Annotated in this window: 19 protein-coding genes; 12 read left to right on the forward strand and 7 right to left on the reverse strand. The window is 61.8% G+C overall.

Annotated features, from left to right (window positions below; all coding sequences use genetic code 11):
- Positions 1-114 precede the first annotated feature (114 nt).
- From M0639_RS27260 to M0639_RS27290, 7 genes are all read left to right on the forward strand, one after another.
- Positions 115-1017, forward strand: coding sequence for an Lrp/AsnC family transcriptional regulator (locus M0639_RS27260; RefSeq protein WP_042921480.1), 903 nt, complete (start codon positions 115-117; stop codon positions 1015-1017).
- A gap of 79 nt (positions 1018-1096) precedes the next feature.
- The gene (locus M0639_RS27265) at positions 1097-1753 is read left to right on the forward strand and encodes a FadR/GntR family transcriptional regulator (RefSeq protein WP_064075036.1); all 657 of its coding nucleotides are present in this window, start codon (positions 1097-1099) and stop codon (positions 1751-1753) included.
- Complete coding sequence (locus M0639_RS27270; protein ID WP_064075037.1) at positions 1750-2553, forward strand: class I SAM-dependent methyltransferase; 804 nt, start codon at positions 1750-1752, stop codon at positions 2551-2553. Before M0639_RS27265 ends, M0639_RS27270 begins: the two co-directional genes overlap by 4 nt.
- Positions 2554-2609: 56 nt before the next feature.
- Positions 2610-3161 carry an acyl-CoA thioesterase gene (locus M0639_RS27275; protein WP_042451572.1) on the forward strand — a complete coding sequence of 184 codons (552 nt, stop codon included), beginning with the start codon at positions 2610-2612 and terminating at the stop codon, positions 3159-3161.
- A gap of 45 nt (positions 3162-3206) precedes the next feature.
- Complete coding sequence (locus M0639_RS27280) at positions 3207-4487, forward strand: NAD(P)/FAD-dependent oxidoreductase (RefSeq protein ID WP_231915122.1); 1281 nt, start codon at positions 3207-3209, stop codon at positions 4485-4487.
- 69 nt (positions 4488-4556) lie between these two features.
- Positions 4557-4880 carry a DUF6292 family protein gene (locus M0639_RS27285; protein WP_003942947.1) on the forward strand — a complete coding sequence of 108 codons (324 nt, stop codon included), beginning with the start codon at positions 4557-4559 and terminating at the stop codon, positions 4878-4880.
- Positions 4881-4960: 80 nt separating this feature from the next.
- The gene (locus M0639_RS27290) at positions 4961-6382 is read left to right on the forward strand and encodes a DUF2252 domain-containing protein (RefSeq protein WP_064075038.1); all 1422 of its coding nucleotides are present in this window, start codon (positions 4961-4963) and stop codon (positions 6380-6382) included.
- A gap of 4 nt (positions 6383-6386) precedes the next feature.
- Here the strand turns inward: M0639_RS27290 and M0639_RS27295 are convergent, their stop codons facing one another.
- Together M0639_RS27295 and M0639_RS27300 are read right to left on the reverse strand one after the other, a co-directional pair.
- A complete protein-coding gene (locus tag M0639_RS27295; RefSeq protein WP_064075039.1) occupies positions 6387-6644 on the reverse strand; it encodes a WhiB family transcriptional regulator in 258 nt (85 codons plus the stop codon).
- A gap of 19 nt (positions 6645-6663) precedes the next feature.
- Positions 6664-7194: an HNH endonuclease gene (locus tag M0639_RS27300; protein WP_156525068.1), complete on the reverse strand. Its 531-nt coding sequence runs from the start codon at positions 7192-7194 to the stop codon at positions 6664-6666.
- Positions 7195-7529: 335 nt separating this feature from the next.
- Between M0639_RS27300 and M0639_RS27305 the strand changes: the two genes are divergently transcribed.
- Entirely contained in the window at positions 7530-8540 is a 1011-nt protein-coding gene (locus M0639_RS27305; protein WP_064075040.1) for a threonine aldolase family protein, read from the forward strand.
- 1 nt (position 8541) lies between these two features.
- Here the strand turns inward: M0639_RS27305 and M0639_RS27310 are convergent, their stop codons facing one another.
- Positions 8542-9396: an LLM class flavin-dependent oxidoreductase gene (locus M0639_RS27310; protein ID WP_064075041.1), complete on the reverse strand. Its 855-nt coding sequence runs from the start codon at positions 9394-9396 to the stop codon at positions 8542-8544.
- Complete coding sequence (locus M0639_RS27315; protein ID WP_058038372.1) at positions 9393-10256, reverse strand: patatin-like phospholipase family protein; 864 nt, start codon at positions 10254-10256, stop codon at positions 9393-9395. The genes M0639_RS27310 and M0639_RS27315 overlap by 4 nt, the downstream gene beginning before the upstream one ends.
- Positions 10257-10310: 54 nt before the next feature.
- Between M0639_RS27315 and M0639_RS27320 the strand changes: the two genes are divergently transcribed.
- A complete protein-coding gene (locus tag M0639_RS27320) occupies positions 10311-11996 on the forward strand; it encodes a dihydroxyacetone kinase family protein (RefSeq protein WP_064075042.1) in 1686 nt (561 codons plus the stop codon).
- A gap of 101 nt (positions 11997-12097) precedes the next feature.
- A complete protein-coding gene (locus tag M0639_RS27325) occupies positions 12098-13720 on the forward strand; it encodes a long-chain fatty acid--CoA ligase (RefSeq protein WP_003943212.1) in 1623 nt (540 codons plus the stop codon).
- Positions 13721-13806: 86 nt separating this feature from the next.
- Here the strand turns inward: M0639_RS27325 and M0639_RS27330 are convergent, their stop codons facing one another.
- Genes M0639_RS27330 through M0639_RS27340 form a run of 3 tightly spaced genes read right to left on the reverse strand, consistent with a single transcriptional unit; the run spans position 13807 to position 16430 of the window.
- The gene (locus M0639_RS27330) at positions 13807-14433 is read right to left on the reverse strand and encodes a TetR/AcrR family transcriptional regulator (protein ID WP_054186993.1); all 627 of its coding nucleotides are present in this window, start codon (positions 14431-14433) and stop codon (positions 13807-13809) included.
- A 13-nt stretch (positions 14434-14446) separates the two neighbouring features.
- Positions 14447-15208, reverse strand: coding sequence for a 3-hydroxyacyl-CoA dehydrogenase (locus M0639_RS27335; protein ID WP_003942978.1), 762 nt, complete (start codon positions 15206-15208; stop codon positions 14447-14449).
- A gap of 28 nt (positions 15209-15236) precedes the next feature.
- Positions 15237-16430 carry a thiolase family protein gene (locus M0639_RS27340; protein WP_030536138.1) on the reverse strand — a complete coding sequence of 398 codons (1194 nt, stop codon included), beginning with the start codon at positions 16428-16430 and terminating at the stop codon, positions 15237-15239.
- Between the two features lie 367 nt (positions 16431-16797).
- Here M0639_RS27340 and lanKC point away from each other — a divergent pair, with 367 nt between their 5' ends.
- Positions 16798-19380 (forward strand): class III lanthionine synthetase LanKC, encoded by a 2583-nt coding sequence (lanKC, locus tag M0639_RS27345; protein WP_064075043.1) that lies wholly within the window; start codon positions 16798-16800, stop codon positions 19378-19380.
- A 426-nt stretch (positions 19381-19806) separates the two neighbouring features.
- A complete protein-coding gene (locus M0639_RS27350) occupies positions 19807-20793 on the forward strand; it encodes a hypothetical protein (protein ID WP_064233791.1) in 987 nt (328 codons plus the stop codon).
- The last annotated feature ends 36 nt before the right edge of the window (positions 20794-20829 follow it).

The raw sequence follows: 20829 nt of genomic DNA on the forward strand, positions 1-20829 counted from the left end.
TTTTTTGTATGAGTTTTCGAGCATTTCTGCACTTATCCACATCATCCATGGCCACATGCGACTGTTCTAATAGGAAGCTCATACAGAAAAATCTCTGGAAAAGTTGGGGCAACCATGACGGTCGATCTCGATTCCAAGCTCATTGCCGCACTTCAGCGCAACGGGCGAGCGACGTACCGCGAACTGTCCGTGGCGGTCGACGCCCCACGAGCGGCGGTGTCTACCAGAGTGCAGGCGCTACTCGACTCGGGAACGGTGTCCGTAGTGGCCGTCGCGCACCCCGAACTTCTCGGGCTGAAGGCGCTTGCACACGTCTCGATCGCGGTGTCCGGACCGATGACCCCGGTGCTGGACGCGTTGATCGCATCCGAGGCCGCCGTCTACATCTCGGCAGTCAGCGGGCAGTACAACGTGATTGCGGAACTTCGGGTGCCCAGTCACGACGATCTGTACCGTGCCATCGCCGAACTCCGCTCACAACGTGGCGTTCGATCCGTGAGCACGCTGGTCTACGTCGACGTCATCAAGGGAATCTTCATGCCCGAGACCGCTTTACAAGCCGATATCCGACTCGACTCGACAGATGTCGCGTTGATCGAACTGCTCGAGCGCAACGGGCGAATGCCCTTTCTCGAGCTGGCCGAACACACCGGACTGTCGCCGAGCGCCGTGCGCAACCGGGTCAATCATCTGATCGCGAGCACGGCACTGCGCGTCGGCGCTGTCGTCAAGCGGCGAGGTGGTGGCCGAACGCTGGCGATGGGCATCGGCGTCAATCTGGGCTCACGGGACGACAACGCGGTATCGGAGATCGAGTCGCTGCCCGGAATCGAATTCCTCGCCCGGACCCTCGGACGATACGACGTGATCGCAACGGTCGCCGCCAACTCGTCCAACGACCTCCATGCCCTGTCCGAGCGAATCCGGGGCATCGACGGTGTCAGCGGCTTGGAATCTTGGGCGCATCTCGAGGTCTTCAAGGAGCACTACGCCCGCAGCCTGGACGTACGCGGATAATTCCCAAGTCATTGACCCACTCGTGAGAGCACGCTAACCTCGGGCAAAGTCATTGACTCACTTACCCGAGGTGGCACACATGTCCGACTCCGGACGCAAGGTAGACATCGTCGCTGCGGCGATCGAGGAGGCGATATCGACCGGCCGATGGCCCGTCGGATCGAAACTCCCGCCGGAGACCGCATTGGTCGAAGAATTGGGAGTCGCCCGAAACACCATGCGCGAAGCGGTACGGGCGCTTGCACACGCCGGAGTTCTGTCCGTACGCCACGGTGGCGGCGTGTACGTCATGGCGGCGTCGCCGGTCGAAGGATTACTCGGGCGCAGGCTCGCCAGAGGTGACGTTCTCGACGTACTGAGCGTGCGACGCGGACTCGAGGTCGAAGCCGCGCGACTTGCAGCGCAGCACCGCACCCGAGAAGATCTCGCGCGAATACACGCAGCCTGGAACGCCCACCCTGGTCACGTCGGCGGCTTCACTGCCGAAGCCGGCATGGCCTTGCACCTTTCGATCGTCGAGGCGTCCCACAATTCCGCACTGATCGACGTCTACCGGGGAGTCCTTGCCGCCGTGACGGATTCGCTGTCCGCCGTCAGTGTCGGTCCAGGTTTCCACATCGACGAGCACCGACCCTTGATCGCTGCCATCGAGGAACGCAACCCCGGCGAAGCAGCGCGTGCGGCAGGCGCAGCGCTCGATACGGTCATCGACGCAGTCGAAAGGAGCTTGTCGTGAATCGGGGAAACTGGAACGGTGCGGCATATTCCCCTCTTGCCGAACAACTCTCACCTGCATCGACAGAGGCGCTGCGCTCGATCGGGCACGTGAGCACGGCGTACGACGTCTGCGCCGGAACGGGGAACTTTACGCTCCCGGCGGCCCAGTCCGGGATCGCGGTCCACGCACTCGACCTCTCCGCCAGCCAGCTGGAGGTCGCGCGCGAACGCTGGATTCCTCGCCCCGGAACTACCGAACCCACTTTCACGATCGGCGATGCACAGTCTCTGCCGTGGTCGGATTCGAGCGCCGACGCCTGTGTCAGCATCTTCGGGATCATCTTCTGTCCCAACCCTGCGATCGCCCTCGCAGAGATGATGCGGGTGACCCGGCCAGGCGGAAAGATCTGCGTCGCAACGTGGTCGGAGAACGGGTGGGCAGCAGCACTCCGCCGGGAGGCCGCCTCGGCGTGGAATGGCATCACACCACTACCGACGACATGGTCGAGCTCGAGCGAATTCGACAAGGCAGCAGCCGGATTGGAGTCGGTGAGCTCGGCCTCCCACCTGCTCGAGTGGCAACTACCAGCCGGATCGGATCCCGTCGAGGAACTGTGCGACCAGGCACCGGCGTTGAAGAACTTCCGCGAGGCCGTTCGAAGCACAGGGAATTGGGCTTCGATGTCAGCGCACCTCCGCTCGACGCTCGAGCCCTATCTCAGGTCGAGCGCGGCCGGACCCGTCGCCACCAGCGAATACATCCTCCACGTTGGCACTGTCCCGAACTCTGACACCGCGCTCTTCCGAACGCGCGGGTAACCCTCTTGGCCGGATACGGTCTCTTCACCGTCCACCGACCCGGAGAGGCCCGCTCGATGTCTGAATCGAACTCCCTACCTGAATTGAAGCAAGCCTCGCAGCAAGCATCGAAACAAACCTTGTCCATGTCCGTCCTCATGACGCCGGACATGTCAAACTTCTCGGGCAACGTGCACGGCGGAACGATTCTGAAGTTTCTCGACCAGGTTGCCTATGCGTGCGCGAGTCGATATGCCCAGACCTACGTCGTGACTCTGTCGGTGGATCGTGTGGTGTTCCGCGAACCGGTGCATGTCGGCGAACTCGTCACGTTCAGCGCTTCCGTCAATTACACCGGGCGCACCTCGATGGAAATCGGAATTCGAGTCGAAACCGAAGACATTCTTCTCGGAAAATCTCGACACACCAATAGTTGCTATTTCACGATGGTGGCGATGGGAAGCGACGGGAAACCGGCTGAGGTACCCCAACTCCGGCCGACCGGAACAATCGCGAGGCAGCGATTCGAGGCCGGGCGTCGGCGTCGTGAACTGCGCAGAGAGAACGAGCTTCGTGAACAGTCCATCCGGGCCGCAGTTCGGGACTTAACGCCCGAACACGATGACTGAATCCAGTCATATTTAAGTTATAACCTTATGCATTAAGCTGATCGAGTGACTTCGAAGGCACGGGAAAAGTATGACGTTGTGATTGTCGGCGCGAGCATCGCGGGATGCGCGGCCGCAATCATGTACGCCCAGCAAGGTCTGCGGATAGCGCTTCTCGACGCTCGCTCCGACATCCGGGCGCACAAAGTCCTGTGCACTCACCACCTGCAACCGTGCGGTGCCCCGATCTTGCAACGACTCGGCGCCACGGAAAAACTGCTCGCCCTGGGAATGGTGGAAACCGTTCCGACATTCTGGACCCCTTGGGGAGTGATCACCCCTGACGCGGCAGAGAACTCACCGCCACCTGGGTTCAACGTCCGAAGGGAAACTCTCGACCCCCTACTGCGCCAACTCGCGAACGACTACCCGAACGTCGACCTTCTTCTCGGGTATCGCGTTTCCGGACTGCTGACCGAGAACGGCACTACTGCAGGCGTCTACGGCACCGAACAGGGTTCGGTCTTCACTGTCGAAGCACGATTGACCGTCGGAGCGGACGGCAAGGATTCGACCGTCGCACGATCCGCTCGTTGCGACTCCGTGACTGCATCCAACGGGCGTTTCAGCTATTTCGCCCAACTCTCCGGACTCGAACGACCCGGCGGAGAAACGTCATTGTCGTGGTTCATGGATCCCGACGTCGCCTATCTGCTCCCCAACGACGGCGGAATCAGCGTGCTGGTCGTCTTCCCTGCCCTCGACAAGCTCGGCTCGTTCGCTGACGACCTGTCTACTGCTTTCCTCGAGTACGCCAACGCATTACCCGGCGCTCCGCTTGTTCGGCGAGAGCACATCGTCGGGAAGATCGTTGGTACCAAACACTTCTCCACAACCCTCACCGAACCCGTAGGTAACGGGTTCGCACTCATCGGCGACGCTGCGGCAACCAACGACCCGTTGTGGGGTATCGGATGCTCGTGGGCACTCGAGACCGCTCAGATGCTGGTCGATGCGACCGCGCACATGCTGACGGAGACGCCGGCAGACACACTCGACTCACATCGGAACGTGACCGCTGCATTGACCGAATACCGTAGCGCCAGAGCAAGTATGACGAATCACATCGACTACATGAGCGGTTACGCCGGTGGGCGAAAGTTCACCGCGATCGAACGTCTGCTCATCTCCGCGGCCACCCACGACCACGACGAAGCCCGAAGGTTCTACTTGTTCGGTTCCCGGTTGATACCGGCCGAACAGTATCTCTCGACTCGCTCGGTCGCGCGGGCAGCACAAAAACATCTCAGGCACCGTCTGCGTCGTAGATCTGTGGCCGGGACGTAATCTGACAAGCGTTTTTTCGGCGCCGGCAACGGGGAACCCTCCGATCGCAACCGAGCCGGAGGAGCGACCATGCGTGCACACATCGCCATTCCGAGTGAATCGACTTGTCACAGGTACGTAGTCGCCGTCGCCAGCTCCACCTTCGCCGAATCGGTCATCTGGTGCGACGGCCCCGCGTTCGACGCAGTACTCGTTCTGGGCAGCGAGATTCCGCAGCACAGTGGCCACCGAGCCGTACTCGCCTGGAATCACTACTTCGGGTGGGCGCTCGGCGTGGAAACCACACCGGATGCGTCGTTCGCCGTTGTCGAATGCCTCGGTATCGGGAGAATGCCGGATCCTGAACTGTGCGCCGACCGCGCTGTCGAGTTGATTGCCCAGGCGGGTAGTTAAGGAACTCGTCGCGCGGCGCACAATCCGGCGGGCATAAGATCGAGCGCGAGTTTCGCACGCCCGACGAAAGAGAGCCCGACATGGACCCGCTGAACAGGCCTGCCGGTCAGCTGGCTCTCGAGAACGAACCGGACGGCAGGGCAACTTTGCGGGCGCGTCAGACGCCGCGCAGTGAGCGTCGCAAGATCGGGAAAGGCCTGCGCAAGCGAGTGGCGCGATCGTCGCTCGGCGACTGGACGCCCCCATCCGATCGACGTGACCCGGTCGATCAGGTCAACACGGCACACGAGGGAAGACTCGACTGGTTGGTTCCGATCCGTGTGGGGCGAATGGTCGCTTCGCCATACGGATTCCTGCGCGGTACCGCCGGATTGATGGCAGAGGACATGGCGCAGCTGCCGTCCACCGGCATCACTCCCGTCATCTGTGGAGATGCGCACGTCGGAAACTTCGGGTTCTACGGATCTCCGGAACGCGAACTTGTCATAGACCTCAACGATTTCGACGAAGCACATCCCGGCCCCTGGGAATGGGATCTACGAAGGCTGGCTGCGAGCATCTGGGTGGCCGGTCGACAGAACGGTCTCACCGAAGCTCAATGCGAAACAGCAACAACCTCGTGTGTGTCCGCGTATCGCCTCCACTTGGCGAAGCTCTCCGAGCGTCCGCTGTTCGATCGCTCCTTCGACCGGGTCGATCTCGACGGACTCACCGACCACGTCACCGATCCTGGGTTGCTGGCCGAGATCAGGCGCGCCGCGGAGCGCGCCCGGCGGCGTACGAGTGACCATGCGGTGCCGCGGTTCACCGTCGAGGATCACGGACGGCGCCAGTTGGTCGAGAACCCGCCGCTCACAACACGACTCACGCCGCAGGACACCGACTTCCTCCTGGAGGGTCTGGACGAGTATCTCGAAACCCTTGCACCACACTGGCGCCGAGTCGTCTCGGGATACAACGTCATCGACGCCGCGCACCGGGTTGTCGGAGTCGGGAGTGTCGCTCTGCGCGCCTATGTCGCCCTGTGCGAAGGGAGCATCCCGGACGACGTCCTCTTCTTGCAGCTCAAACAGGCTCGCCGATCCGTAGTTGCGCCCTTCGTGCACGGTGACTCGGCCTGGCACGACCATCAAGGACGACGCGTCGCGGAATACCAGCAAGCTCTCCAGACGGTCAGTGATCCACTGCTCGGTTGGTGCACCGTGGACGACCGCCAGTACTACGTCCGTCAGTTCCGGAACATGAAAGGTTCTGTGGACCTGAACAATATCGACGCCGCAGCGCTGACCGATTACGTCGCGATCTGCGGCCGCCTACTGGCCAAGGGGCATGCACGAACCAGCGGCGCGTCACTGATTTCCGGTTACCTGGGAACCTCGGACGCGGTCGATACCGCCCTCACCCGGTTCGCTCGGCTCTACGCCGATCAAACCGAACGTGACCACGACGCTCTGTGCCGGGCGGTATCGGCCGGTACGATCGCCGCGGAGCCGGGAATCTGATCCCTCACGCCGCGACGATCCTGCCCTGCTCGAACTTCACTCCTCCCCAGATTCCGGTCTGGCCAGTGGCAGAGGCGAATTCACGACACGATTCCACAATCGGGCACCTGTTGCACACGTCGGTCGCGTAGTCGTATCCCTCGGACGGAAAGGGAAACCACCGGTCCGGCTCGGGGTCTCCTCGGCATTCCGCCTGCCACCACGTCCGGTCGTCCGAGATCGGCAAAAGCTCAGCCAAATTGGAGATTTCGTCAGCGCACATCACTGGCTCCCTTCGACTGTCACGTCCGACTCAATTCGCGCCAGATCTTCTGCTGCACTTTCTCGATGCGCCGAGGTGCCTTCGGCTCCCACAGCAGCCGCATACCGGCCTCGGCCGGAGTGCGATCCGCCTTGCGCTGATTGCAGGAACTGCAGCACGCCACCAGATTTCCCCACGTGTTGGGCCCGTTACGGCTCCGCGGCTGGACATGGTCGATGGTCGTTGCCCGGGCGGCGCAGTACGCACATTGACGACCGTCCCGATCGAAGACACCGGCAAAAGTGGCCCGACTGGAATCGGTGACCGTCACCCGGTGAGCAACGTACACGTACTCGGCGAGCAGGATCGTGCTCGGCAGTGGGATTTCGACGTGCTTGGAGCGCACCGGAAATATCGGGGTCACGTCTTCGGTGGACTGCGCGGAACCGGTGGCGATCAGGACGACCGCACGATCGGCGCTCACTTCACCGAGGTACTCGTACGTGGCGTTGAGTACCCGGACGGCGCGGTTCATCCAACTGTGAGCAAGTGCGCGGTTCGGGTTCCGCATGAGAGTTCTCAGTTCGTGTCGAGGAGTGAAACTCCTGGACACGAAGACGGGTCAGGAGCAAATGCAAGAAATGGGGAACGGCATATATCCAGCGCCGCTCTGTTCCCCGAATGCGGGATGGGAAATACCGCGGGGTGAGTGCCCGCGCAGGTGCAACGCTTGCTTCCAGTCGCGCATGCCTGTCCCCTTCCACTTCTTGTTCTCGTCACCGGCGATTGCCGACGCTCATCATCACACGGAAGGCATCCTCAGCGATATCGATTTATCAGGCCGGAAGAGCCGTCCTGGAAATACCGCGGTTTGACGCCGGAACACGCGGCTTGATCGAATGAGCCATGACTTCGTCGTACATCGACCTACGCTCGGACACCGTCACCAAGCCTGATGCGGAGATGCGGAAGGCGATGGCCGACGCCGAGGTCGGTGACGACGTCCTCGATCACGACCCGACCATGGCGGCGCTCGAGGAAGAGGTGGCGCACACTCTGGGTTTACCGGCGGCACTGTGGGTGCCGAGCGGATCGATGGGCAACCTGATTGCGCTGATGCTGCACCTTCACCGCGGCGATCAGTTCCTGGCACCGGAACACTCTCACGTCTTGGGCTCCGAATTGGGCACCGCGGCCTGGCTCGCCCAGGGAATGCCGATGGCGTTGCCGCACGACGGCGGACCCGGACGTCCCACCCCCGAGACGGTCGTGAAGGCGACGGGCTCCCCCGGCCCGTACTTCGCGTTGAACACCACGCTGCTCTGTCTCGAGAACACTCATAACTTCGCCGGCGGTGCCGTCATGAATCCGACCGAATGGACGAAGCTGGTCGACGCAGCGCGATCACGCGGCTTGAAGATTCACCTCGACGGCGCCCGTCTCTGGAATGCCGCTGTTGCACTCGATGTTTCGCCCACCGAATTGACTTCCGGCGCCGATACCGTTCAGGTGTGCCTGAGTAAGGGACTCGGTGCGCCGGTCGGCTCGATACTCGCCGCATCACCCGAATTGATCACCGAAGCCCGAAGGATCCGCAAGATGCTCGGTGGCGGCGTTCGTCAGGGCGGAGTGCTGGCCGCAGCCGGCATCGTCGCGTTGCGCTCACAAGCTCGCCTCTCCGACGATCACGACAACGCGCAGCGCCTCGCGTCGGGGCTTCGTGAACGCGGTTGGGCCGTCGACGAACCTGCCACCAACATCGTTCTGGCCGCGACAGCTGATCCGTCGGCCACCGTTGCTCAGCTCGCCGCTGTCGACGTCGGCGCGGTCACTGTTGCCGGGAAGGTCCGGTTCGTGACGCATCGCGACGTGAGCACCGCCGACATCGACGCGGTTCTGTCCAGGGTAACCTTCTGAGCTACGCCACCAGGGGTTGAACCTCCTGCGCGACAAAGCGAATGAACTCGCGGACATCCGGCTCGTCAACAGTCGGTTGGAGTACCACGGTGGTTGCACCTGCTGCCACCCATCGCCGTGCTGCTGCCGCGACTTCGGCCGCGGTGCCCGCGGCAATCGCATCCTCCGGCGACTCGCTACCGGACGCTGCGGCCTCGGCAAGGGCGCGCTCGCGACCGCCGGAACCGAAAGCGCAGATGACGTAAACGACAACCTCGTGATCCGACGCCCCGATGTGAGCGATCGCCCGACGCACGCCGTCCGGGGTCGACCCACCCGAGAGCACAGTGCCCTGCGCCAACTCGCCACTGAGCGCCAAAGTCTTTGGCCCCGTGGCGCCGACGAGCAACTGCGGCACCTTCTCCGGTGGCCACGCCAGCGTGACGTCCGTGAGATTCACGTATCGACCGGACACCGTCACCGACTCACCGCCCAGTAGCCGCTCCACCGCTCCGAACTGCTCCCGCAGGAGGGTCAACGGCGATTCGGCTTTGGCCCCGATCTGCCGCATCCAACTCTGAACGCCGTGACCGAAGCCAACCCGTAGTCGATCCGGATGAACTCTGGCCAGCGCTGAAATCTCCATCGCCGTGATCGCGGTGTTGCGCATCGGCGTCGGCAGCACACCGATCGCCACACCCACGCGATCGGTCTCAGCCAATACAGTTGCAGCAGTGGCTATTCCTCCGCCGAAGAAGCAGTCTTCCCACAACCAGACCTCGTCGATACCGACTTCGTCTGCATACCTGGCATGTCGAACCAGATCTTCCGGAGATTGCTCCGGGCGCACGACGACGGCAATCCGTGCGGCGCTCATGCCGTCACCAGAAACGCGGCGATCTCGTCGGCGGTTCGACGGCCCTGTTCGCGGCCGAGTTCGGCTGCGGGGCGCCTGGTTGTCGGTGAAAGCGAGTTCGTTCCGATCGCTTCGACGACGGCGTCGTCGGCGAAGACAGGCAGCACGGGCAAGGGCGTCATCACGTCGATTTCCTCTCGTAGACTGCCGCCCAGAAGATTCGGGGCGGGGTCGGCTGCGGGTGAAAGAACCACGACCACATCGCAGTCGGCAGCCAGATGAACATTCGAGCCACTCGCCATTCCGCCGTCCATGTACCGCTCGCCCTCGATCACGACTACCGGCCACACCCCTGGTACGGCGCAACTTGCTCCGACTGCGTCGATCAGTTCTACGCCGTCAGCGTTGCCGAACACCCTCAACTCACCGGTCTGTGCGTTGATCGCCGGGATGCGCAACTCCCGGTCGGGCCACAACCGATTGGGCAGCCTCGCCTCGATGACCGCGCGACGCACGGCAGGTTCGACGGTATCGGCTCTCATCGCTGCTTCGCCGAGCAAACGGAGCTGCTCGGCCCGGTCCTGCGATCCTGCGATCGCGTCGACGAACATCTGACCGAGTACCTCGACATCGACCTTCGGGTCGAGCTCCCCGGTGGCCTCCGCTGTTTGTGCGTCGAAAAGCTCTTGCAGTGTCACGCCGCTCGCTATCTGAGCGCTCACCGTGGAACCTGCGGAAGTGCCGATCAACACGTCCGCCGTCAGCAGCGCAGCTGCAGTGTCCGGTGATTTGTCCTGAAGGCCCAACAGAAAACCTGTTTCCCAGGCGATTCCCGCAACGCCGCCACCGGCAAGTACCAACCCCAATTTCACGCCGTCCACCTCTCGTCGATCGTGATCCGTGCCCGAAGTCGACGTTAGACCTACTCTGAAGTGATGTTCATGCGCAGCGCAAAGACATTTGTTCCCGACGCACTCCGTGGGTTGACCGCATCCACCGACGACATCGCGTGGAATCCCGACCCTGGGTACCTCACACGCGCAAGGCCACTTCCCCGCGGACGGGTCGCGCTCGTCTCCGGCGGCGGTTCAGGCCACGAACCCATGCACGCCGGATTCATCGGCGAAGGAATGCTCACAGCCGTCTGCCCCGGATTGGTCTTCAGCTCACCCAATGCACTTCAGATCCACGAGGGATCCAAGGCTGCCGACGCCGGCGGCGGCGTCCTTCACATCGTGAAGAACTACACCGGCGACGTGATGAACTTCGGTATCGCCCGAGAGTTGCTACGCGAGGACAAGATCGATACGGACGTCGTCCTGGTCGACGACGACGTCGCGACCGAACGCGCAGACGGCAGTGGCCCGGGGCGACGCGGTACTGCGGCAACCATCGTGGTGGAGAAGGTCTGCGGCGCATCCGCCGCCCGCGGCGACGACCTGGCCGAGGTGACCCGGATCGGACAACACGTCGCGCACTCCGCTCGGAGCATGGCCGTCGCCCTTCGCCCATGCACTTTGCCGGGGGCTGACGAGCCGTCGTTCGACTTGCCGGCGGGTCAGATGGAACTCGGTATCGGCATCCACGGCGAACGCGGCACAGAACGCGTGGACGCCCTGCCCGCACCGGAATTGGTGCGGCGGCTGACGGACCCGATCATCAAGTCCCTGAGTCTCGCCGAAGGTGACCGCGTCATCGCCGTCGTCAACGGTCTCGGCGCCACCCACCCGCTGGAGTTGCAACTACTGTTCGCCGAACTCGGAGATTATCTGGACGAACAGCGAATTCACATCGAGCGGACACTGATCGGAACCTTCGTCACTGCATTGAACATGGCAGGCGCGTCCATCACCCTTGTTCGCACAGACAAAGAAATCCTCGAATTATGGGACGCACCAACAAAAGCGCCCGCCTGGCCGAATGCTATAGCGCGTGAGTACAGCGGAATGGGCACGCGCGAATCATTCGGTCCCACATTCACACCCGACACCTCACGCACCGCCGAAAGCAGCTTCGTCGGAAGCTGGATTGCAGACTGGGCCGAGAAGGTACTGGATCAGGAACCGGCACTGACCGATCTCGACCGACGAGCGGGCGACGGCGATTTCGGGACCAACATGGTGGCCGCACTGGATCAACTCGACATCTCGGCGATCCGTGACACGTACTCCACCGCAACGATATTCGATGCAGTCTCACAGGCGTACCTCGGCCACGCCGGTGGCACCTCCGGCGCATTGTTCGGCATCTGGTTCCGGCATTTCTTCCGCGTTGCCGCAGACTCGGCGGACTCCGAACTCGACCTCGGCGCGATCGCGGCTGCAGCGCGAGCGGGACTCGACAACATCACCTCGCTCGGCGGCGCACGCGTCGGCGACAAGACGATGGTCGACGCGATAGTTCCGGCGGTCGAGTCGTTGGAGCAATCCGTGAGCTCGGAAGCCGATCGAGATGCTGCGCTGGCGAGCGCAGCGGAAGCCGCAGCGGCCGGGGCGGAGTCGACCGAAACCATGCTCGCAAACCGCGGACGTGCAAGTTATGTGGGCGAAGCCGCTCGCGGAGTAGTCGATCCGGGAGCGCTACTCATAGCGTGGTTCTTCGCCAGTGCAGTGGGTCACTAGCGAGCACTTCGGGGCTGTGACTAATCTGGCAGCCACAGCACATCGTTTGTGACGACCCGTGGGCAAAAGCACCGGTCTCACACACCACACAGGAGCAGCCCATGCTGAGCACCATGCAAGACGCCCCCCTCTCCATTGCTCAACTTCTCCGCCACGGCGCCTCCGTTCACGGCGCCTCCGAGGTTGTCACGTGGACCGAGTCCGGCCCGCGCCGTGTGTCCTACGCTGACGTCGGCAAGCGCTGTGCTCAGCTTGCGCACGCCCTGCGCGGGCTCGGCGTCGAGGGCGACGAGCGAGTCGCCACGTTCATGTGGAACAACTCCGAGCACCTCGAGGCGTACCTGGCGATCCCCTCGATGGGCGCTGTGCTCCACACCCTGAACATTCGTCTGTTCCCCGAGCAGTTGATCCATGTCGCCAATCACGCCGAGGACCGCGTGATCATCGTCGACCCGTCCCTGATTCCGCTTCTCTCTCCGCAGCTTCCGTCGCTGACCACCGTCAAGCACATCGTCGTCACCGGCTCCTCCACTGCAGGACTCGAAGCTCCCGAGGGAGTGCAGGTTCACACCTACGAGGGCTTGATCGCCGATCAGCCCACCGAGTTCGACTGGCCCGAGGTCGACGAACTGAGCGCTGCCGCAATGTGTTACACGTCCGGAACCACGGGTGACCCCAAGGGCGTCGTCTACTCCCACCGTTCGATCTACCTGCACTCCATGCAGGTCTGCATGAGCGACGGCCCCAACCTCGCGCAGGGCGATCGTGCACTCGCCGTGGTGCCTCAGTTCCACGCCATGTCGTGGGGACTTCCCTACGCCGCATTCATGATCGGTGCTTCGCTGATCATGCCCGACCGCTTCCTCCAGCCTGCCCCGTTGGCTGCGATCATCGCCAGCGAGAAGCCGACGTTCGCCGCAGCCGTCCCCACCATCTGGCAGGGCCTGCACCTCTACCTCGAGCAGAACCCGCAGGACATCTCCTCGATGCGCGAGGTTCTGATCGGTGGGTCCGCGGTACCGCCGGCCCTCATGCACGCATTCGAAGCCGATCACAACGTCTCGGTCCTGCATGCCTGGGGCATGACCGAAACCTCCCCGCTCGGATCCGTTGCCCGCCCGCCGGCCGGTGTCACCGGCGACGCGATGTGGAAGTACCGCTACTCCCAGGGGCGATTCCCGGCATCCGTCGAGGCACGTCTCATCGACGATGACGGCAAAGTTGTTGCACACGACGGCGTTTCCGTCGGCGAGCTCGAAGTGCGCGGCCCCTGGATCACCGGGTCGTACTACGGCGTCGACGCGGAAGACAAGTTCAACGACGGCTGGCTCAAGACCGGCGACGTCGGATCCATCACGGCCGACGGCTTCCTGAGCCTGTCCGACCGCTCCAAGGACATCATCAAGTCCGGCGGCGAATGGATCTCCTCGGTCGACCTCGAGAACGCCGTCATGGGTCACCCCGACGTCACCGAAGCTGCCGTCATCGGCGTACCGGACGAGAAGTGGGACGAGCGCCCGTTGGTTGCGGTTGTTCTTCGCGCTGGTTCCGAAACCACCATGTCCGAACTGCAACAGTACCTTTCGGACAAGGTTGCCAAGTGGCAGCTGCCCGAGAACTGGGCTGTGGTCCAGGAAGTCCCGAAGACGAGCGTCGGCAAGTTCGACAAGAAGCGCCTTCGCGCCGACTACCACGAGGGTGGACTCGAAGTTACGCGACTCTGACACCGAGTGAATGCCGAAGTATGAATACTGAAGGTGGGCAACAGATTTTCGACCTGTTGCCCACCTTCGTTCACGAGCGATGCATTTTACGGCCGATAGCCGACCGTGTGAAAAGCGATGTCGACGTACTTCTGCGCCAATTGCGACGGTGACATCGGACCGCCGGTCTGGAACCAACGCGGCAGTGACTGCGCCATACCGAGTATTGCCCGGACGGTCTCTTCGGTATCGGTGACCGCGAAATCTCCCGATGCCACACCGTCGTCGACGATCCTGCGCATCAGCAACTCGAGCCGCTTACGACTGGCGGCGTACCGACTTCGACTTTCCGGTGAGACATGCCGGATCTCGGTGTCCAACGCAGCATGCCGCGACCGGTGGGTCATATAGAGAACAATCGCCTCCACCACCAAGGCGAAGCGTCGTACCGGATTTTCGCCGGCCTCCGCTTCTGCCGCTTCGGTTCTGGTATTCAGCTCACTCATCGAGATCTCGAACAAAGCGACGAGAACTGCCTCTTTGTTCGCGTGGTGATAGTAGAGCGCGGGAACGGTTACCCCGACACGATTGGCAATCTGGCGCACCGTCGTGCCGTGGTAACCGTTCTCGTCGAACAGTTCGAGCGAAGCCGTCAGGATGTCGGTCATCACCAGCGGCGGGAAGGACCTCCAGTCCACTGCCACCGAGCTCACCGACTCCACCTCGCCAGTCATGTGATAACCGAAATTACCGCGGTGCCATACGGATTGCACCGTCGAGGCGGATCGTCTCACCATTGAGCATGGGGTTGGAAACGATGTGCGCAGCAAGCGCGCCGTACTCGCTGGGATCACCCAGGCGAGAGGGGTGAGGCACCTGCTGACCCAACGACGCCTGGGCTGCTTCGGGCAGTCCGGCCAGCAACGGGGTCTTGAACAAGCCGGGTGCAATGGTGTTGACGCGGATCAGCAGCGACGCGAGGTCACGGGCGATGGGAAGCGTCATACCGACGACGCCACCCTTCGACGCGGAGTACGCAGCCTGCCCGATCTGGCCGTCATACGCTGCGACCGAAGCGGTGTTGATGATGACGCCGCGTTCACCGTCGATCGGCTCGGTCTTCGAAATACGTTCCGCAGCAAGACGAAGGACGTTGAAGGTGCCGATAAGATTGACGTCGATGACCTTCTTGAACGCGTCGAGCGGGAAAGCGCCCTTCTTGCTGACCGTCTTGACTGCGTTGCCGATTCCGGCGCAGTTGACTGCCACGCGCAGGGGTCCGAGGGACTCGGCCACGTCGAGTGCCGCGGTGACCGCAGCCTCGTCGGTGACGTCTGCAGCCGCGAAGCGGACCCGGTCGCCAAGTTCCTTGGCGATGGCTTCACCGTTGGACGACGGAAGGTCGATAATGACGACGCTGGCACCGTCGGCAAGAAGGGCTTTGGTCGTAGCCAGGCCGAGGCCGGATGCTCCACCGGTGACGACGGCGACGCTGTCGTTGACGATCATGAGAGTTCCTTTCGAAAGGTTATGTGTTTCAGATGCGTTCGATGATTGTGGCGTTGGCCATGCCGGCGCCCTCGCACATGGTCTGCAATCCGTAGCGTCCGCCGGTGGCCTCGAGGTGGTTGACCATCGTGGTCAGCAGACGAGTACCCGAGGACCCCAGGGCATGGCCGAGTGCAATCGCGCCGCCCCACGGGTTGAGCTTTGCCGGGTCGGCGCCGAACTCGTGAGCCCAGGCGAGTGGAACGGGAGCGAAGGCTTCGTTGACCTCGTAGGTGTCGATGTCGTCGATGCTCAGACCCGCGCGAGCGAGCACCTTGTGGGTGGCTGGGATGGGTGCGGTGAGCATGAAGATCGGGTCATCGCCCGCAACGGAGAAGGAATGGAAACGAGCTCGCGGCGTCAGCCCCAGCTTCGACGCCATTTCTTCGCTCATGATCAGTGCTGCGGACGCGCCGTCGGTGAGCGGCGACGAGTTACCGGGAGTGATCGACCACTGCGCCTCGGGGAAGCGCTGCGCGTACTTCTCCGAGTAGAACGACGGCTTCAAACCGGCGAGTCCCTCGGCGGTAGTAGACGCGCGAACCGTCTCGTCGACGATATGCGAGACGGTCTCACCGGCGGCGTTGGTCACCGAGATCGGCAGAATCTCCTTGTCGAAGAGCCCCTTCGCCGCTGCCTCTGCTGCCCGCTGGTGGGACTGCGCGGAGAATGCGTCGAGAGCGTCGCGGTCAAGCTTCCACTTGGCGGCGATCAATTCTGCAGAGATTCCCTGGTTGACCAGGCCTTCGGGGTAGCGAGCCGCGACGCCCGGACCGGAAGCGTCCTTCCCCATCGTCGTGGTACCCATCGGGACACGACTCATGGATTCGACGCCTGCCGCGATCACGATGTCGTAGGCCCCGGCGATCACGCCCTGCGCCGCAAAGTGCGCAGCTTGCTGACTTGATCCGCACTGGCGATCAATCGTGGTGGCGGGTACCGACTCGGGGAACCCTGCCGACAGGACCGCGCTGCGGGTGATGTTGAGCGCCTGCTCACCGGCCTGGCCGACGCAACCGCCGATCACGTCGTCCACCAGGGCGGGGTCGAGGCCGTTTCGCGAGGTGATGGAACGCAGAACGTGGGCCATCAGTTCGACAGGGTGCGTCCCGGACAGTGCTCCGCCCGGCTTTCCCTTGCCGGACGCGATCCGGACTACATCGACGATCACTGCCTTGGTCATCTTCGTTCCCTTCGAGGACGTGCATTGCTGGGGCGGTCCGGCACCCGAGTTTCGTGGCGCCGGGCACCGGACCGAGATCGAGGGAGCACCCTGACTTAGCGCTCGCTAAAGAACTACCACCGACTTGATCCCCTCGTCAAGAGGCGCCTCCGAACTCGAAACAAATGTGGCCGACTATAAGCTGGGCGATCAGTGACCTCGCCTGGCCCACACCCTTCATTAGTACTTTCGAATGATAGGTTTTCAATCTTCGCCCGAAATGTCCGGAATCGGATAACCTTCCGCCACAAGCAATCCAAGCCACAGGGGATTCGGGGCGTGGCACCAATCGATGACAACCGCAGGGGGACTGACCGGGAGGTTTGGCGTGGACCTGCGATACGTTGCCTTCACGCGTGCCGACCCGCATTTCTACGACCGAATCAGAACGGTCACCCGACCAGATACATCAACTGACCAGCACTTTATCCCCGCGAAGTCGGTGGATTGGTCGCTCTGGCGGCGCGGTCCCCAAAGTGGACCGTGGAACTACTTCCAACCGCCCGACGGTCTGCTGCCAGAACAAGGATGGAAGATTCACTGCTCCGCTACCCGAGCCAACGCGCAGGAGCTGCTCGATACCGTTTCCGTGTATTGCGGTCACAATCATGTGCCGTTCAAATTTCTTCGGACGGCAGCAGACCTCATGTTGTCCAACAGCAAGCAGGCCAATCGAACTTCCAGCGGAAAATTCATCACGATCTATCCGGCGGATGGTGTTGCCACACAACGTGTCATCACCGAACTAGACACGCTTGTCACCGGTGCCGACGGGCCGTACATCCTCAGCGATGTGCGATGGAACCGGGGACCGCTCTACTTACGGTACGGCGCGTATCTGCCCATGCAGACCTACGATTCATTCGGCGATCGCGTCCCCGCAATTCGGCGTCCTGACGGATCGCTCGAACCCGATGTGCGCGGCACTTCCTTCAGAACTCCGGACTGGGTACAAATCCCGGACTTCGTTCGCGCGCAGCAAGACAAGCTGAAATCACATGACGAATTCCCCTATTCGATCAATGAAGCCCTGCACTTCAGCAACAGCGGGGGGATCTACTCCGCGTTCGACGACGCCGGCATCGATCTGGTCATCAAAGAAGGCCGTCCCTTTACCGCCCCGGACGCCAACGGCCGGTACGCAATCGACCGCATCCGTAACGAGTACGACAAGTTGACTCACCTTGCCGACAACCCGTACGCACCTTCTGCGATCAGGTTGTTCGAGCGCGAGGGACACCACTTCCTTGTCACCGAGCGCGCTGCCGGCACTCCCCTGAATCAGGAAGTTGCGCTCCGCCACCCACTGATACGCGCGGACCAGACACTCAGTTCCCGAACGGAATACAGAACCTGGGCACTCGACATTGCACAACAGTTGACTACCGCAGTCGAGAGCTTCCACAACGCCGGAATCGTTCATGCCGATCTTCACCCTGGCAACGTCATGTGCTCACCGTCCGGTATTCGGATCATCGACTTCGAGATGGCCCACAACATCGACGAGCATCCGCCCCGGTCCACCGGAGCCCCCGGATACACAGCACCTCGACAGTTGACAGGAATCGCGGCGGATCGATACTCGTTGGGATGCATCGAGCTGGGACTCTTTGTCCCACTTACGACATTGTTCCCTCTCGATCGCAACAAGATTCCCGAACTCATCGACTATGCGGTGTCTCGATTCGATCTTCCTCGTGCCTTCGGTGCCTCGCTCTATTCGATGCTCGACGTACAGGCGCCGGAGCCGGAGAATCGCCCGCATCGTTGGGACACGTCGTCGAACGAAACCTTGCAACGCACGGCCGCTCTATTGCGCTGCGGCATCCTCGCCTCGCTTGATCTCTCCCGCCCTGATCGACTCTTTCCCGGTGACATCGCCCAGTTCGAAGTGAACGGCTACGGCATTGCTCACGGCTCGTGCGGAAACCTGCTCGCCGATGTACTTCCCGCAGACACCTTGGAGTCAGTTCTGGAATGGACTGAACATCAAGTTGATTCGGATACTCAACCAAAGTTCGGCTTCTTCGACGGGCTCGCGGGTGCGGTGCATACATTTCGGCATCACGGGCGACATTCGACAGCCGACAGGTGGGTCGAGACTTTGCGTCGAGCCCCACTCGACGACATCGACTCCAGCCTTTTCAGCGGCCTTTCCGGAATCGGTTGCCTCCTACTCGAGGAATCGGTTTCACGACCGACTGTGTCACCCACTCTCGCTGTCGTGACCGAGACTCTGCGCGAACGAATTTCAGCTGCTCGCTTGCATGTCCGCGACGCCGGCGGAACACCTTGGGCAGTGGCCGGCCGAGGTGGGCTGATGCGGGGACCGAGCGGACAAGCACTGTTCTGGACTCGCCACTACGAACTGAGTGGTGATCCTCGATCGCTGGAACACGCACGCCAGCTCGTCGACATCGATCTGTCTGTGATGTCGATGTGCCCTGACGGGTCGATGCAGCTGAGAGAGGAGCGCCGGACGATGCCGTATCTCGGATCCGGGTCTGTCGGTGTGGGCCTGGTACTTCTACAACTTCTGCGCCATGTCGACGAACCGCGTTACGCAGCTGCGGTGCGTGCGATATCCCGCGCCGCCACAGTCGAATTCACTGCCCAAGCCGGACTACTCAACGGGCGAGCCGGGCTGATTCTGTTTCTCAGCGAACTCTCCAAGACTCCATACGCCGGCGCCGATTGTGAACAGACGCTTGCACAGCAGTTTCAGCTTCTGGGCTTGCACAGCCTCAATCACGCAGGAGGCCTGCACTTTCCAGGTGAACAGAACCTGAGACTCTCGACAGACTGGGCAACCGGATCTGCAGGAATACTGGCGTTGCTCCGATATACCCGATCGGCAACTGCCCGACAGTCGTTTCCACTGATGTGCGCGTCGAACTGCCACATCGCCTAGTTGTTCGGAAGTTATCACCCACGGCAGATTGGAGCACAGAAGTACCAGGCGAAAAACCTGGAATTAAATCAACACCGCAAGCAAACTCGATCGATCAAATCCATCGGCAAGAACGCCGATCAACAAAGGAAATGACAATGGACGCTATTCTCTCCCTTCAAGATCTGTCAGTCGCCGCCGGCAACGTCGGAGATGCCGGCCAACTCGAGCAGAACCGGCAATCAGTTCCCTCAGTTTCTTCTGCCTCTGACCTCAGGCCGATACCTCGGAGCAAGTCCGGGGTATCGGCTTTCGCAATCAGTGCGAATCGTCAAACGGACAGTATTGTTTCACCATGAGACGCATACACACTTCACCGAGCTGCATTCGCCGATGATGTGCGCGACCTGGCGGCAATGCCGAGGGCAGATCGTATGGTCATCGGCGGTGATATTCCTACTGATCCTGACAGCCGCACTTTCGGGCTGGTTCGTTCAGCGTTCGGGCGAGAGTTGGGACTTCGGCGACATCTGCTCACGCTGGTACGACGGAGGTGGCGGTTGCCGTGCCGACACCGCTCTCACCTTGACGACGCTTCTCGTACTCCTACTACCGTTCGCCTCAGGAATGCTGGTCGGCGTCACCACATTCGCCCGAGACTTCGAGCAGGGTCCCGAACACCTCGATTTTCTCGAGTCCACCAGCCTTGTTCGATGGTACTTCTTGCGGGTCCTGGTGGTCTTCGTTCCCATCACCCTTGCGATGGCAGTCCTGGGCATGGTGCTCGGCTGGACCCAGACGCTTGGCCGGGGACAGGCGGCAACAAATGAGGCCACCTCGTTTTCCTTGATGGAGTTCCCCAATTTTCAGACGACGGGAATCGTCGTCGGCGCCTACACCTTTTTAGCAATGACTACCGGCAGCGCAGCCGCATTGCTCATCAGCAACACCGTCTTCGCGATGGTCATGACTCTTCTCGCGTTCTTGATCGTGCCCGTCGCACTGAGCGCGACGATGCGCGAGCATTACTTGGCCCCCGACACTGAAGTGCAACCCATCGACGGACTGGCACGTGCAGCGGAATATCCACCGTCGCCGTATGAAAATCTCGACTCGAGGTGGGTCATCGATGCCGGCTTCGCCGATACGGATGGCAACATGATCGACGCCGATTACACAATGTGCTGGGGCTCAGACAATTCCGATCGCAAGCAGCAAGACCTCGAGGTCGACAACTGCCTTCGAGAACAGGGAATCGATCACTATGCCGTGATCTATCACCCACAGAGCCGGTACTGGCAGTTTCAGTTCATCGAGACTGCCGTGATGCTGTTGTGCTCCGGGTTGATGGTGGCGCTCGCACTCGTCGGCGCACGTGGACTACGTCGGCGACCCGCCTATAGCCGACTGTCCGAAATGTCGAAATCGATTTGATAGCAGCAATTTTCGATCCACATTCTCTTGTGTTCG

The organism is Rhodococcus qingshengii JCM 15477, assembly GCF_023221595.1.
Classification (GTDB): domain Bacteria; phylum Actinomycetota; class Actinomycetes; order Mycobacteriales; family Mycobacteriaceae; genus Rhodococcus_F; species Rhodococcus_F qingshengii.

Bases quoted from the DNA above. Each gene is read 5' to 3' on its own strand.
- M0639_RS27265 (WP_064075036.1), top strand. From the start codon at position 1,097: ATGTCCGACTCCGGACGCAAGGTAGACATCGTCGCTGCGGCGATCGAG.
- M0639_RS27260 (WP_042921480.1), top strand. From the start codon at position 115: ATGACGGTCGATCTCGATTCCAAGCTCATTGCCGCACTTCAGCGCAAC.
- M0639_RS27340 (WP_030536138.1), bottom strand. From the start codon at position 16,430: ATGACCAAGGCAGTGATCGTCGATGTAGTCCGGATCGCGTCCGGCAAG.
- M0639_RS27295 (WP_064075039.1), bottom strand. From the start codon at position 6,644: ATGTGCGCTGACGAAATCTCCAATTTGGCTGAGCTTTTGCCGATCTCG.
- M0639_RS27325 (WP_003943212.1), top strand. From the start codon at position 12,098: ATGCTGAGCACCATGCAAGACGCCCCCCTCTCCATTGCTCAACTTCTC.
- M0639_RS27300 (WP_156525068.1), bottom strand. From the start codon at position 7,194: ATGCGGAACCCGAACCGCGCACTTGCTCACAGTTGGATGAACCGCGCC.
- M0639_RS27290 (WP_064075038.1), top strand. From the start codon at position 4,961: ATGGACCCGCTGAACAGGCCTGCCGGTCAGCTGGCTCTCGAGAACGAA.
- M0639_RS27285 (WP_003942947.1), top strand. From the start codon at position 4,557: ATGCGTGCACACATCGCCATTCCGAGTGAATCGACTTGTCACAGGTAC.
- M0639_RS27275 (WP_042451572.1), top strand. From the start codon at position 2,610: ATGTCTGAATCGAACTCCCTACCTGAATTGAAGCAAGCCTCGCAGCAA.
- M0639_RS27335 (WP_003942978.1), bottom strand. From the start codon at position 15,208: ATGATCGTCAACGACAGCGTCGCCGTCGTCACCGGTGGAGCATCCGGC.
- M0639_RS27320 (WP_064075042.1), top strand. From the start codon at position 10,311: ATGTTCATGCGCAGCGCAAAGACATTTGTTCCCGACGCACTCCGTGGG.
- M0639_RS27310 (WP_064075041.1), bottom strand. From the start codon at position 9,396: ATGAGCGCCGCACGGATTGCCGTCGTCGTGCGCCCGGAGCAATCTCCG.
- M0639_RS27305 (WP_064075040.1), top strand. From the start codon at position 7,530: ATGACTTCGTCGTACATCGACCTACGCTCGGACACCGTCACCAAGCCT.
- M0639_RS27330 (WP_054186993.1), bottom strand. From the start codon at position 14,433: ATGACTGGCGAGGTGGAGTCGGTGAGCTCGGTGGCAGTGGACTGGAGG.